Consider the following 13,861-nt stretch of genomic DNA (forward strand, 5'->3'; position numbering starts at 1 on the left):
GTGCCCCGCCGCTTTACTGCGAGCGGGGCATTTTTTCTAGCATTTTGGGGTCAGACCCTCAACACCGTTAACACAGAGCTCTGCGCCAACGCTGCCGGGGGTCTGACCCCAGCCTTCATTTGAATTCCCACTGCCGCCAAGCCGCCCGCACGGCATTCGGATACTCGGCCCTGCCCCGGCTGCCGTTATACCGCCCCAGCGCCAGGTACAAATCGCCCTTTTCCATGTCCAGGTACATGCGCAGGATCGCGCAGCCGTAGCGCAGATTCGTCTGCATATGAAACAGCTTGCTGCGGTCATGGTCGCCGATGACGCCCGTCCAGAATGGCATCACCTGCATGTAGCCGCGCGCGCCGGCCAGCGAGACGGCGTATTTGCGGTAGGCCGACTCCACCTGGATCAGGCCCAGCACGAGGGCCGGCTCGAGGCCCGCGCGGCGCGATTCGTACCATACGGTTTCCAGGAATTCCGTGCGCAGCTGGGCGTCCGGCAGCTTGCGCTGCAGGCGCGACGACATCTGCGCCAGCCATTGCTGGTAGCGCTGCAAGTCGGCGGGCGTGGCAAATTTTGGTTGCGGCGGGCGTTCGTCGCGGATCGCGTGCGACAGGGCCAGGCGGACGGAGTCGGCCAGCGCCTCCTCCTTCTGGTTGCCGGCCTGCGCCGGAGAGACGCAGGCCAGGCAGGCGGCCAGCGCGAGCGCGCCAGCCGTCTTGCTTACGGATAGACGCTTCACTGCGCCATTTGGCCCTGGATGAAGGCGACGATCTCTTCTGGCGCCACGCCAGTTGCTTCCGCGTCGCGGCGGCCCTGATATTCCAGCTTGCCTTCTTTCAGGCCGCGCTCGCCGATGACGATGCGGTGCGGCACGCCGATCAGCTCCCAGTCGGCGAACATGGCGCCTGGACGCAAGCCGCGGTCGTCGACGATGACGTCCACGCCAGCGCCTTGCAGGGCCGCGTACAGCTTCTCCGTCTCTTCCTTGACCAGTTCGCTGCGATCCATGCCCATCGGGCACAGCACGACCTCGAACGGCGCGATCGACGCGGGCCAGATGATGCCCTTGTCGTCGAAGTTCTGTTCGATGGCGGCGCCCAGGATGCGCGTCACGCCGATGCCGTAGCAGCCCATCTGCAACGGCGCAGGCTTGCCGTTTTCGTCGAGGAAGGTGGCTTTCATGCTTTCCGAGTACGCCGTACCCAGCTGGAACACGTGGCCCACTTCGATGCCGCGCTCGATCGCCAGTGCGCCCTGGCCGTCCGGCGAAGCGTCGCCGGCGACGACATTGCGCAAGTCGGCCACGATGGCAGGTTCGGCCACGTCGCGCCCCCAGTTGGCGCCCGTGTAGTGGAAACCGGCGTCATTCGCGCCGCACACGAAGTCGCTCATGTGGGCAACCGTGCGGTCCGCCACGACGGTGACGGGGGCCTTGGTGCCGATCGGGCCCAGGTAGCCGGGAATCGTGCCGTAGACTTCCATGATTTCCGCTTCCGTCGAGAAACGGTGACCGGCCAGGCCGGCAACCTTGCCCACCTTGATCTCGTTCAATTCATGGTCGCCGCGCAGCAGCAGCATGAAATGCTGTTTCGTGACTTTCTCGTCCTTGCCCGTCGTTTCCACCGTCAGGGCGATGGTTTTCACGGTGCGCGACAGCTCGATACCCAGCAGGGTAGCCACGGTTTCGCACTTGACGGTGTCCGGCGTGGCCGTTTTCGTCAGTGCCTGGGCGGCGGCCGGGCGCTCGCCCGCTGGCGGCAGCGCTTCGGCCGCTTCCATGTTGGCCGCGTAGTCGGACGTCGGGCAGTACACGAGCGCGTCTTCACCCGTGTAGGCGATGACGTGGAATTCGTGCGAACCGGAACCGCCGATGGCGCCGTTATCGGCTGCCACGGCGCGGAATTTCAGGCCGAAACGCGTGAAGATGCGCGTGTAGGCGTCAAACATGACCTTGTACGACGCTTGCATGCCGGCCAGGTCGCGGTCGAACGAGTAGGCGTCCTTCATCGTGAATTCGCGGCCGCGCATCAGGCCGAAGCGTGGGCGGCGCTCGTCGCGGAACTTGGTCTGGATATGATAAAAGTTCAACGGCAGCTGGCGGTAGGACTTGATTTCCGTGCGCACGACGTCCGTGATGACTTCTTCCGACGTCGGCTGAATCGCGTATTCGCGGCCGTGGCGGTCTTTCACGCGCATCAGTTCGTCGCCCATCTTGGTCCAGCGGCCCGTCTCTTGCCACAGTTCGGCCGGCTGCACGAGCGGCATCAGCAGTTCGATACCGGCGGCTTTGTTCATCTCGTCACGGATGATGGCTTCCACCTTGCGGATCACGCGCAAGCCCATCGGCATGTAGGTATAGATGCCGGAACCGAGGCGTTTGATCATGCCTGCACGCATCATCAATTGGTGGCTGACGATTTCCGCGTCAGAAGGTGCATCTTTAAGTGTGGAAATAAAAAAACGGGAGGCGCGCATAACGGTGAATTCTTTTTAAAAAGAGAGGGTTATAATCAACCTAATTTTAAAGGATTAGCTGGCTGATGCGTCCATACTTTACACAAATGCGCTCAATTGGTGCGATTCCGGCGCTTTTCGCACCCCGAAAAGGTCACCGGCTTGCGAAGTTGTGGGTAATTATGTAAAAAAGGACGCACTGTCGCAGAAAGTTTGAGGTGCATTATGCTCGACCGTGAAGGGTTTCGGCCCAACGTCGGCATCATCCTGCTAAACGCCCAGAACGAGGTGTGGTGGGGCAAGCGGGTGCGCGAGCACTCATGGCAGTTTCCGCAAGGCGGTATCAAATATGGCGAAACACCGGAACAAGCCATGTTTCGCGAACTTGAAGAGGAAATCGGACTCAGACAGGAACACGTCAAAATTGTCGGCCGCACCCGCGACTGGCTGCGCTATGAAGTGCCAGACCACTTCATCAAGCGCGAGATTCGCGGCCATTACCGTGGCCAGAAGCAGATTTGGTTTCTGCTGAGAATGTGCGCGCGCGATAACGACGTCAATCTGCGCCTGACCGACCATCCCGAGTTCGACGCCTGGCGCTGGCATGAATACTGGGTCCCGCTCGATGTCGTCATTGAATTTAAACGCGATGTGTACCAGCGCGCCTTGCAGGAGCTGTCCCGCTTCCTGACCTGGCCCGTGCATGGCAACGCACAGCAAGCGCACCGCCACACGTCGCGCTACCTGCGCCAGCCCCATGCGCCGCGGGCACAGGACGGTACGGCTGTGGCCAAGCCTTGCGACGGCATTGCCGCCGAAGGGTGTACGCCGGAGCTGATTCTGCCGGGCAAGGAGTAGTCCGCCGCAATGAACGCACTCTCCCACGCAAAAGGGGCAGCCTGAACAGGCTGCCCCTTTTTTCATGCCGGCAGGAAACTCCCCTGCCGGTCAGGCTGGCTTAGTTTGCTGCAGTAACTGGCGCAGCGGCGGGAACATCCAGGGTGATGGCTTTGAGGCCCAGGATATTGCTGCTGTAGTGGCGGATCTTGTTGGCCAGGGCCGGGTCGTTGTTCAGCTTTTGACCGTACGACGGCACCATTTCCACCATCTTCGCTTGCCATTCCGGCGTGGCCAGGCGGCTCTTGAATGCCGTTTGCAGCACCTTGATCATGATCGGCGGCGCGGTCGAGGCGCCTGGCGAGGCGCCCAGCAGGGCAACGATGCTGCCATCGGCGGCGCCGACGACTTCCGTGCCGAACTGCAGCAAGCCGCCTTTGACAGGGTCATCCTTGACGATCTGCACGCGCTGGCCGGCGTTTTGCAGGGTCCAGTCTTCCATCTTGGCGTTCGGCAGGTATTCGCGCAGGGTCTTCAAACGGTCTTCCGGCGTGTTCATGACCTGCTCGACCAGGTATTTCGTCAGCGGAATATTGTCGTAGCCGGCTTGCAGCATCGGTTTCACGTTGCCCGTGCCGATCGAGGCAGGCAAGTCGATCCACGAACCGTTTTTCAGGAACTTGGTCGAGAAGGTGGCAAACGGGCCAAACAGCAGGGCTTTCTTGCCATCGATGATGCGCGTGTCCAGATGCGGCACGGACATCGGCGGCGAACCGACGGAGGCCTTGCCATAGACCTTGGCCGCATGCGCCGCCACCAGTTCAGGATTGGTCGTCACCAGCCATTGGCCGCCGACCGGCACGCCGCCGTAGCCCTTGGCTTCAGGAATGCCCGATTTTTCCAGCAGCGGCAGCGAACCGCCGCCGGCGCCGATGAAGACGAACTTGGCGCGCATGGTCTTTTCCTTGCCTGCGTTCAAGTCTTTCACCGTCACGTTCCACACGCCATCGGCGCCGCGCTGGATGTCTTCCACCTGGTGGCGCAGGTGCAGGACCATGCCGTGGCTGTCCGTCAGGTATTTCACGAGACCGCGCGTGAGGTTGCCGAAATTGACGTCGGTACCGATTTCCATGCGCGTCGCGGCCACTTTCTGGCCCTTGTCACGGCCTTGCATGACGAGCGGCGCCCACTGCTCGATCTGCGCCTGGTCTTCCGAGAACAGCATGCCCTTGAACAGGTTTTCCTTTTGCAGCGCGGCATAGCGCTTCTTCAAAAAGGAAATATTGTCGTCGCCCCAGACAAAGGCCATGTGCGGCACATTGTTGATGAAGGTTTGCGGCGCGCCCAGGTGCTTGTTGGCCACCTGATAGGCCCAGAATTGCTTGGAGATTTCGAATTGCTCGTTGATGGCAACGGCTTTCTTGGTCTCGATGCTGCCATCGGCCGCTTCCGGCGTGTAGTTCAATTCGGCGAATGCCGAGTGGCCCGTGCCGGCGTTGTTCATCGCGTCCGAGCTTTCGGCGGCCACCGAATCGAGGCGCTCGACCATTTCCATCGTCAGCGACGGATCGAGTTCCTTGAGCATGCTGCCCAGGGTGGCGCTCATGGTGCCGGCGCCGATCAGCAGCACGTCGACCGGTTTTTCGGACGAGGCCGGAGGGGTCTTGTTACATGCCGCCAGGATCAGGCACGACATCAAAAGTAATAGCGATTTACGCATACGTAACTCCGTTTATGAATACTGAAGGATGATTCTTGCGCGCCACCGTGGCGGCACCATCGCTGTATGGAATGCAAACAGCCCGCCAGCCGGAACGCCAGGGCGGCCGGACAGCTCAATGTCGATGGTGATAGGCATGCTGCCGCGCTCCGGGATAAACCAGGAGCAAGATCTGGTGGCAAAGGTGCGGGCAATGGAAGCACGGAGTGACAACAAAATCGTCATCGTGTCCAGAGCAAATATCAAGAGCGGCGATTTTATCACCGTTATTTGGCGCCGCCGGGCCATGGCGGTAGTGGATAATACTTACTGCAGGGTATTAAATTTCGGTGACTATCGGGTCATGAAAGCGGGCGCCAGACGGCAAAAAGGGCATCCTCGATGCCCTTCGTTGACGTACGCGGTACAATGCTGGCTGCCCTTTAGCCATAGCCATTCAGCCATGTTCAACCCTTCTTCCGACGACGTGCGCCGCTTCTTTTGCGACACCTTGCGCAAGCACCGCGCCCATGAAATCCTCACGCCGATGGAAGCCATCGCGCTCGACTGGATACTTGAACACCCCGAGTATGAAAACGAGCTCTCCGACGTCGAAGCGGCGCTGGCACGCGACTACTCCGTCGAAGGGGGCCAGGCCAACCCCTTCCTGCACCTGTCCATGCATCTGTCGATCACGGAGCAGGTGCAGGTGGACCAGCCGCGCGGCATTCGCCCGGCCGTCCAGCAGCTGACCCAGCGCCTCGATTCGGCCCATGCGGCCCAGCACGAAGTGATGGAATGCCTGGGCCAGATGATCTGGGCTTCGCAGCGCTCGGGCTTGCCGCCGGATACAGAGGCATATATCGACTGCGTGCGACGCCGTTAACCGGGCTGCACCGCCTGCGGCTGCAGTACAGGAGCTTTCGGCGCCTTGTCCATCAAGCCCAGCACCACCTGCAGCGCCATGGCGATGGCGCCGCCGATGAAGACCACGTCGCCAAAGGTGCGTATCCAGCGCAGGTTCTGCAACAGCGGCTGCTGCATGAATTCCTCGCTGCGCGCATACCACAGGCCTTCCGTCACGCTGGCGTGGAACTGGATAATGCCTATCGGCAGCAAGCTGGTAAAGATCATCAGCACCAGGCCCACATTCAAGCCCCAGAACGCCGTCTTCATCAAGGCAGGACTGAAGCGGTAGCCGGGACGCAGATAGCGCAGCACCAGCAAGGTAAAGCCCAGCGCCAGGAAGCCATACACGCCGAACAGCGCCGCATGCGCATGCACGGGGGTCGTGTTCAAGCCCTGGATGTAGTACAAGGCCACGGGCGGATTGATCATGAAGCCCAGCACACCGGCGCCCAGCATATTCCAGAAGGCGACGGCGACAAAGCACATCATGGGCCAGCGCAGGTTTTCCATCCATGGCGCGCGCTCCTTCAGGCGCCAGTTTTCCCACGCTTCATGCCCCAGCACGATCAGCGGCACCACTTCCAGCGCGCTGAAGCTCGCGCCGATGGCCATCACGGGCGTGGTGGTGCCGGCGAAGTACAGGTGGTGGAAAGTGCCGGGTATCCCGCCCAGCATGAACAGCGAGGCAGAGGCCAGGCTGGCCGCCGTGGCCATGCGCACCGACACCAGGCCCAGGGTCGAGAAGATGAAGGCCAGCGCCGTCGTGGCGAACACTTCAAAGAAACCTTCCACCCACAGATGCACCACCCACCAGCGCCAGTACTCCATCACGGACAAGTGCGTGCGTTCGCCGTAGAACAGGCCGGCGCCGTAGAACAGGCCGATGGCGCCCACGGATGCGGTCAAGAGCGCTAGCAAATTCTTGTCGCCGCCCGGCTTGCGCAGGGCCGGCACGACGCCGCGCAGCATCAGCACGAGCCACAGCAGGATGCCGATGTATTTACCGATCTGCCACAAGCGTCCCAGGTCAACATACTCATAACCCTGGTGGCCGAGCCAGAAATTCCACTCGGGCGGCATCACTTGCGCGATGGCCAGGTAATTGCCGATGAAGGAGCCGACCACCACGGCGACGAGGGCCCAGAACAGCACGTCGACACCGAGGCGCTGCCACTTGGGATCCTTGCCGCCATTGATCAGGGGCGCGAGGAACAGGCCGGCGGCCAGGAAGCCGGTGGCGATCCAGAACAGCGCGGCCTGGATATGCCAGGTGCGCGTGAGCGCATACGGGAACCAGCGCGACACGTCAATGCCATAGAACTGCTGCCCTTCCACCGTGTAGTGCGCCGTGAAGCCGCCGATGAAGACCTGGAAGATGAACAGCGCCACCACGAGGAACAGATATTTTCCCAGTCCCCGCTGCGAAGGCGTCAGCGCGAACGTGGTGAGCGGGTCGCGCGGACCGGCCGCCGGCAGCGCTTCGTCATGGTCGCGCAAGAAGGCCCAGCCCCAGACGAGGAAGCCCACGCCGGCCAGCAGCACCACCACGCTGGCAACCGACCAGACGAGGTTTTCGCCGCTGGGCTGGTTGCCGATCAGCGGTTCATGCGGCCAGTTGTTCGTATAGGTCACTTTCTGGCCAGGACGTTCCGTCGCGGCAGCCCACGCCGTCCAGAAGAAGAACTGCGTCATCTGCGCGCGCCGCTCGGCGCTGGGCAGGGTGTTTTCCTTCATGGCGAAATGCTCGCGGCTTTTTTGCAGCGCCGGCGCGTCGGAGAACAGCTGGTCGTAATAATGCGCCGTGTTGGCGATCGCTCGCACGCGGCGCGGCGACAGGCGCAGCACTTGCGCATCATCGGTGCGGTTGCCGCGGTATTCAAGCTTGAGCGCTTCGCGCAGCGCCGCCTGCGCGGGGCCGTCGAGCGCCGCGTAGGCCTTGCCATGCTGCTCTTGCGCGGCCAGTTCCAGCCAGGCCGTCAGTTCGCGGTGCAGCCAGTCGGCCGTCCAGTCGGGCGCCTGGTAGGCGCCGTGGCCCCAGATGGAGCCCAGCTGCATGCCGCCGACCGATTGCCAGGCCGTCTGGCCATCGAGGATGCCCTCGCGGTCGAACAGTTGCCGGCCATCCTGCGCCAGCACTTGCGCGGGGATGGGCGGCGCCTGCCGGTACACTTCGGCGCCGTAGTAGCCGAGCAGCGAAAACGTCACGATCAGCACACCGATCAGGGTGAACCAGAGTTTTTTGTAGGGACCCATGGGTCTTTCCTTTGTCAGTGCACCACGGCCGGCGCAAAGCGCTCGAACAGGATATTGTTTTCAGTATGGATGTGCGCCATTAGGTCTTCGCGGAAGGTGCGCAAGCCCGTGTACAGCGCGCGCCAGGTGGTGCAGGCGCCGGCCGGCGCGGTGATGTCGTTCGTCATTTCCTCCATCGCGCGCAAGGCCACGCCATGGTCGTCATGCTCCATGCGCATCACGTTGATGGGCGCGCCGGCCCGGGGGCCCTGGCCACGCACTATCATGGGGAACAGCACGTCTTCTTCCTTGCGCATATGGCTTTCCAGTTCCTGCGCCATGGCCGACAGGTGTTCCGCCAGCCCGTGCGGACAGTCGGCGCGGTCGCCATGCACCTGCTCGACCTTGCGCGCCAGGCGTATCAGCTCGGGCAGCTGCTCGCGGTGCACGGCGTGGTAGCGCGACAGGATGTGTTCCACCAGCTCGGTGGCCGAAGCTTCCTGCCAGTCACGCTCGCCGCTGGCGTCAGTCCGTCCTGCCAGCACTTGCAGTTCCTTGACGATGGGCGCCGTGTCCACGCCGGCCGCTTCGGCCGCCGCGCGCAGGGTCTTGTTGCCGCCGCAGCAGAAATCCAGGCGGTGGGCATCGAACAGGCGCGTGGCGCCAGGGATGCGGCGGGCCAGCTGGCCCAGGGATTGGTCGATCATTTCCATAATGGTTCCTTGAGGATGAATGGGGTTTATTGATGGGCGCCAGCGTGATAGACGCCGGGCACGGGTTCGCCAGTCACTTCCAGCACGCCCACGGCGCCCTTGCCTGCGCGCGACAGCGCATGGTCGACCAGCAGATAGCTGCCAGGATGCTGTACCTTGAGTTCGACGATGGTCGCGCCGCCCGGTGCCACCAGGGTGGTTTGCACGTCGTGTTTCGGGCTGCTGATCGAGCCTTCGCTGTACACCTTGTCGAAGATCTCGCCGATGATGTGGAACGATGAAATCTTGTTCGGACCGCCGACGCCGAAATAGATGCGCACCGTCTCGCCGACTTTCGCCTGCAGTTTGTGCGTTTTGCTCAGGGCGCCCACTTCGCCGTTGAAGACGTAGTAGTCGGGCAGCTCATTGGCCATTTTTTCCAGGTTCGCTTCCTGGTGCACGGGTGCGCCGTGCGGACGGCCCGTGTACATCTCGCCCTGCATCACGTAATACTCGCGGTCGACTTTTGACAAGCCGCCTTCCGGTTCGACCAGGATCATGCCGTACATGCCGGCCGCGATATGCTGCGGCACCAGCGGCGTGGCGCAGTGGTACACGAACAGGCCGGGATTGAGCGCCTTGAAGGTGACGGTTTTTTCCTGGCCAGGCGCCACCTGCGTGTGCTGTCCGCCGCCATGGCCACCCGTCACGGCATGCAAGTCGATCGAGTGGATCATCTTGCTGTCCTTGGCGTTGAACAGGGTCAGTTCCACCGTGTCACCCACCTTCGCGCGCAGCATGGGGCCGGGCACCTGGCGGTTGAAGGTCCAGTAGGTAAAACTGGTGCCGTCATCGAGCTTGCCCGGCAATTCCACCGTCTCCATCCTGTATTTCAGGGTTTGCGGCGCACGCGCGCCGATGGCGGTCGGCACGGAGGCGGGGTTGGCCGCCACGTTGACGGCCGAGGGATCGGGGCCGCGCATCGGCGATGGCGCGGGCGTGTACAGGGCCAGCGCCGCGGCCTGGCTCGATTCGCTGGCAGCGCTGCCGGTGCCAGCAGCCTTCGGCGCGCCGGCTTCGGCCAGCGAGGTACCGCTCACTTCCAGCTTGCCTTCCATGCCGATCTGGCGGTGGCCGGGGATCGAGCAGTAATAGGTGAACGTGCCGGCGCGCGTGACCTTGAAGCGTACGGTGGTGCTGCCGCTGTTGGCGCTGAACTTGGCCGAGGCCACATTCAGTTCCGGGATCAGCAGATCGTGCTCGGCGCCTTCGCCGCTTTTCAGCACCAGTTCCACCGTGTCGTCCACCTTGGCCGCCAGCACGGGGTTGACCTGGCCCTTGGCGTCGATGAACACCATCTTGCCGTCGACGATATTGGTTTGCAGTTCATAGCGCTTGACCGCGGCGACGGCCGGTTTGGCGGCGGTGGCGGCGGCGCTGGCAGGGAGGCTCACCTGGGCTTGCACGGACAGGGGCATGGCCAGTACGCAGACGGCGGCGGCGATGGCGCGGAGGGAGGGAGTCGTTTTCATCAAGCTTTCCTTGGTCTTGTATGCCGGTTCGGCACCCTTACCTAGGCAATCCGTGTGCCAGGAAAAACTTGTTTTAAATCAACGATTTGAAAAATGCAGGGTCGGTTTGACCCTCTTTCGACGTGGTCCGTTGTACCCTGCATGGTACTTATGACCACCACTGCCATCCACCTGCTGTTACTCACCGACCTGGTCGCCGACCTGCCCGTGGCCGTGCGCCTGCAGCGCCTCGTCGGCAGCCTGCGCGCCCACTTCGGCTGCGAGGCCGTGGCCTTGCTGAAAATCGATGGCGAGCATTTGCGCCCCGTGGCGATGGCCGGCCTGGCCAACGACGCGCTGGGACGCCGCTTCGCCGTCGCCGACCATCCGCGCCTGGCCGCCATCCTGCAGCGGCGCGGCGTGCTGTGCTTCCATCACGACAGCTCGCTGCCCGATCCCTACGATGGCCTGATCGCCGAGCGGGCCGGCGAGCCGCTGCCCGTGCACGACTGCATGGGCATGGCGCTGGACCTGGAAGGCGAACGCTGGGGCGTGATCACGCTCGACGCGCTGCAGGTGGGCACCTTCGATACGCAGGCGCAGCGCGACCTGGGCGAACTGGCCTGCGCCATCGAGGCGGCCGTGCGCGTGACGCGCCTGGAAACGGAAATCCGCGCCCTGCGCCTGTCGGGCGGCGCCATGCTGGCCGATGCCCAAGTGCCGCGCGAGGAACACGATTTCGTGGGCCAGAGCAGCGCCATCACGCACTTGCTGCACGAATTGCAGGTGGTCGCCGATTCCGAACTGCCCGTGCTGCTGCTGGGAGAGACGGGCGTGGGCAAGGAATTGTGCGCGCACCGCCTGCACCGGCTGTCGCGCCGCGCGGGCAAGCCTTTGATCCACGTCAATTGCGCGGCTTTGCCGGAATCCTTAGCAGAAAGCGAATTGTTCGGCCATGTGCGCGGTGCGTTTTCCGGCGCCGTCAGCGACCGGCCCGGGCGTTTCGAGGCGGCCGAAGGGGGCACCCTGTTTCTCGATGAAGTGGGCGAATTGCCATTGTCGATACAGGCCAAGCTGCTGCGCACCTTGCAAAATGGGGAAATCCAGCGCCTGGGCGCGGACCGGCCGCGCCGGGTCAACGTGCGCGTGATCGCCGCCACCAACCGAAGCTTGCGCGAACATGTGCGCGACGGCTCGTTCCGCGCCGATCTGTATCATCGTTTATCCGTGTATCCCGTGCCGATTCCGCCGCTGCGCGAGCGGGGCAATGACGTGCTGCTGCTGGCCGGCGGATTCTTGGAACTGAACCGCGCGCGCCTGGGCTTGCGCAGCCTGCGCCTGTCCGCCGCGGCGGAAAACGCCTTGTGCCATTACCGCTGGCCGGGCAATGTGCGCGAACTGGAACATGTGATCAGCCGGGCCGCGCTGAAAGCCGTGATACGCGGCGCGGACCGCAAGGACATCGTGACCCTGGAAACGGATATGCTCGACCTCGATGCGCTGGAAGCGCCGGCCGGCACGGACGCGCTGCCGCTGGCGCCAGCCGCGTGCGGCACGCCGGCGGCGCCGCTGCTATCGATGCATCAGATCGTCGAAGCGAGCCAGCGCCAGGCCATCCGGCAAGCGCTGGTCCTGCATCAGGATAACTGGGCCGCTGCGGCGCGGCAGTTGGGACTCGATGCCAGTAACTTGCACAAGCTGGCGCGCCGCGTCGGCTTGAAGGCCTGAGCCGGCGTTACCGCTCAGCGGTGAGTGACCAGGCTGCTCGGCAAGCTGTGCAGGTAGGCGGCCAGGTCCTTGATGTCCTGGTTGCTCAGCGGTTTTACCTGGCCCGTCATGATGGCGTTGTTGCGGCCGTTGGCCTTGTCGCCCCGTTTATACGCGGTCAACGCATGTTCCAGGTAATCCTTGTGCTGGCCCGCCAGTTTCGGGTACGACGGGTCGATGGGCGAACTGTAATCCTTGCCGTGGCAGGTGGCGCAGCTGTATTTTTCGGCCAGGGCCTTGCCCGTATTGATATTGCCGGCGGCGCTGGCGGAAAACGAGACGGTGGCGCAAACGAGGGCGGCGAGTAGTTTTTTCATCGGGCTGGTCCTCAGTTCGTCTTGGCTTGTTGCGCATAATACGCGGCGACATCGGCGATATCCTGGTCCGACAGGCTGCTGGCGATGCCCTTCATGCTGGGGTGCTTGCGGTCGCCCTTCTTGTAGGCTTGCAGCGCATTCTCGATATATTTTGCCGGCTGGCCGCCGATCATCGGCACCTGGAATACTTCAGGGAAGGTTGCCTTGTAACCGGGAATGCCGTGGCAGCCGATACACATTTCCACCTTGGCAGGGGCTGCCTTGGCGTTTCCTACAATGTCAGCCGCTGTGACGGCATTTGCTATGCCGGCAAGCACGAGAAGTGCAAATATTTTTTTCATAGTGGCAATGTGAACAAAGGTAATCGGAGAAACGCCAGAGCTGGTTTTTTTTGATTTTATGTGTTGACAATTAAGGTTGCCAATTAATCTGCTGCTTGCCGATTCTAGCCAAGATATTCTTGCAAGTCCACCTATAAAACCCGCATTGTAGGCACGCAGGCACAGGCCGTCCGCGTGACGCTGGGCCACAGTTCTGTTTATACTCACCATTTCCCCACTTTGGCAGACCGCTCATGCAAGCACAGCACACCCAGCAAGGCCAACGCTTCGAAGGTTCCGACAGCTATGTCGCCACCGCCGACCTGAAACTGGCCGTGAATGCGGCGCTGACCCTGCAACGCCCGCTGCTGATCAAGGGAGAACCGGGCACGGGCAAGACCATGCTGGCCGAGGAAGTGGCCGCCGCGCTGAACATGCCGCTGATGCAATGGCATATCAAATCGACCACCAAGGCGCAGCAGGGCCTGTACGAATACGACGCCGTCTCGCGCCTGCGCGATTCGCAGCTCGGCGACGAGCGCGTGCGCGACATCCAGAACTACATCGTCAAGGGCGTGCTGTGGCAGGCCTTCACGGCGCCCGAACCGGTGGTGCTCTTGATCGATGAAATCGACAAGGCCGACATCGAATTCCCGAACGACCTGCTGCGCGAACTGGACCGCATGGAATTCTACGTGTACGAGACGCGCGAAATGGTCACGGCGCGCCACCGCCCGCTCGTCATCATCACCTCGAACAACGAGAAGGAATTGCCGGACGCCTTTTTGCGCCGCTGCTTCTTCCACTACATCAAATTCCCGGACAAGGACACGATGGAGCAGATCGTCGCCGTCCACTACCCGCACCTGAAACAGGAATTGCTGGCACAGGCGCTGCAAACCTTCTATGAAGTGCGCGACGTGCCGGGCCTGAAGAAAAAACCGTCGACGTCGGAATTCCTCGACTGGCTGAAACTCCTGCTGGCCGAGGACATCCCAGCCGAAGCCTTGCGCAGCAAGGACAACAAGGCCGTCGTGCCGCCGCTGCACGGGGCGCTGCTGAAAAACGAGCAAGACGTGCACCTGTTCGAGCGCCTGATGTTCATGTCGCGCACCAACCGCTAAGGAGC

12 protein-coding genes are annotated in these 13,861 nt (G+C 62.6%); 4 read left to right on the forward strand and 8 right to left on the reverse strand.

The annotated features are described in order from the left end of the window. Nucleotides 1–115 precede the first annotated feature (115 nt). The gene (locus tag V3C40_RS08065) at nt 116–733 is read right to left on the reverse strand and encodes a lytic transglycosylase domain-containing protein (RefSeq protein WP_070301185.1); all 618 of its coding nucleotides are present in this window, start codon (nt 731–733) and stop codon (nt 116–118) included. Then, nucleotides 730–2,469, reverse strand: coding sequence for a proline--tRNA ligase (locus V3C40_RS08070; protein ID WP_331777113.1), 1,740 nt, complete (start codon nt 2,467–2,469; stop codon nt 730–732). The genes V3C40_RS08065 and V3C40_RS08070 overlap by 4 nt, the downstream gene beginning before the upstream one ends. Nucleotides 2,470–2,673: 204 nt before the next feature. On the opposite strand from V3C40_RS08070, the gene V3C40_RS08075 reads away from it, so the two are divergent. Continuing rightward, nucleotides 2,674–3,306: an RNA pyrophosphohydrolase gene (locus V3C40_RS08075; protein ID WP_034746553.1), complete on the forward strand. Its 633-nt coding sequence runs from the start codon at nt 2,674–2,676 to the stop codon at nt 3,304–3,306. 100 nt (nt 3,307–3,406) lie between these two features. Here the strand turns inward: V3C40_RS08075 and mqo are convergent, their stop codons facing one another. Continuing rightward, the gene (gene mqo / locus V3C40_RS08080; protein WP_070301183.1) at nt 3,407–5,005 is read right to left on the reverse strand and encodes a malate dehydrogenase (quinone); all 1,599 of its coding nucleotides are present in this window, start codon (nt 5,003–5,005) and stop codon (nt 3,407–3,409) included. Nucleotides 5,006–5,447: 442 nt separating this feature from the next. Between mqo and V3C40_RS08085 the strand changes: the two genes are divergently transcribed. Continuing rightward, entirely contained in the window at nt 5,448–5,870 is a 423-nt protein-coding gene (locus V3C40_RS08085) for a DUF1841 family protein (RefSeq protein ID WP_034746547.1), read from the forward strand. Here V3C40_RS08085 and V3C40_RS08090 read toward each other — a convergent pair. Genes V3C40_RS08090 through nirK form a run of 3 tightly spaced genes read right to left on the reverse strand, consistent with a single transcriptional unit; the run spans nt 5,867 to nt 10,349 of the window. Next, nucleotides 5,867–8,146 carry a nitric-oxide reductase large subunit gene (locus V3C40_RS08090; RefSeq protein WP_331777114.1) on the reverse strand — a complete coding sequence of 760 codons (2,280 nt, stop codon included), beginning with the start codon at nt 8,144–8,146 and terminating at the stop codon, nt 5,867–5,869. The genes V3C40_RS08085 and V3C40_RS08090 overlap by 4 nt on opposite strands. Nucleotides 8,147–8,160: 14 nt before the next feature. After that, the gene (gene ytfE / locus V3C40_RS08095) at nt 8,161–8,838 is read right to left on the reverse strand and encodes an iron-sulfur cluster repair protein YtfE (RefSeq protein WP_034746535.1); all 678 of its coding nucleotides are present in this window, start codon (nt 8,836–8,838) and stop codon (nt 8,161–8,163) included. A gap of 26 nt (nt 8,839–8,864) precedes the next feature. Then, the gene (gene nirK, locus V3C40_RS08100; RefSeq protein WP_331777115.1) at nt 8,865–10,349 is read right to left on the reverse strand and encodes a copper-containing nitrite reductase; all 1,485 of its coding nucleotides are present in this window, start codon (nt 10,347–10,349) and stop codon (nt 8,865–8,867) included. Nucleotides 10,350–10,499: 150 nt separating this feature from the next. Between nirK and norR the strand changes: the two genes are divergently transcribed. Next, entirely contained in the window at nt 10,500–12,056 is a 1,557-nt protein-coding gene (gene norR, locus V3C40_RS08105; protein WP_331777116.1) for a nitric oxide reductase transcriptional regulator NorR, read from the forward strand. Nucleotides 12,057–12,070: 14 nt separating this feature from the next. Here norR and V3C40_RS08110 read toward each other — a convergent pair whose 3' ends face one another. After that, a complete protein-coding gene (locus tag V3C40_RS08110) occupies nt 12,071–12,412 on the reverse strand; it encodes a c-type cytochrome (protein ID WP_034746527.1) in 342 nt (113 codons plus the stop codon). Between the two features lie 11 nt (nt 12,413–12,423). Next, complete coding sequence (locus tag V3C40_RS08115; protein ID WP_034746524.1) at nt 12,424–12,753, reverse strand: c-type cytochrome; 330 nt, start codon at nt 12,751–12,753, stop codon at nt 12,424–12,426. A gap of 233 nt (nt 12,754–12,986) precedes the next feature. Between V3C40_RS08115 and V3C40_RS08120 the strand changes: the two genes are divergently transcribed. Then, nucleotides 12,987–13,856, forward strand: a complete 870-nt coding sequence (locus V3C40_RS08120; RefSeq protein WP_034746522.1) for an AAA family ATPase — start codon at nt 12,987–12,989, stop codon at nt 13,854–13,856. The last annotated feature ends 5 nt before the right edge of the window (nt 13,857–13,861 follow it).

The sequence above is a fragment of the Janthinobacterium sp. LS2A genome (assembly GCF_036543145.1).
Taxonomy (GTDB): Bacteria; Pseudomonadota; Gammaproteobacteria; order Burkholderiales; family Burkholderiaceae_D; genus Janthinobacterium; species Janthinobacterium aestuarii.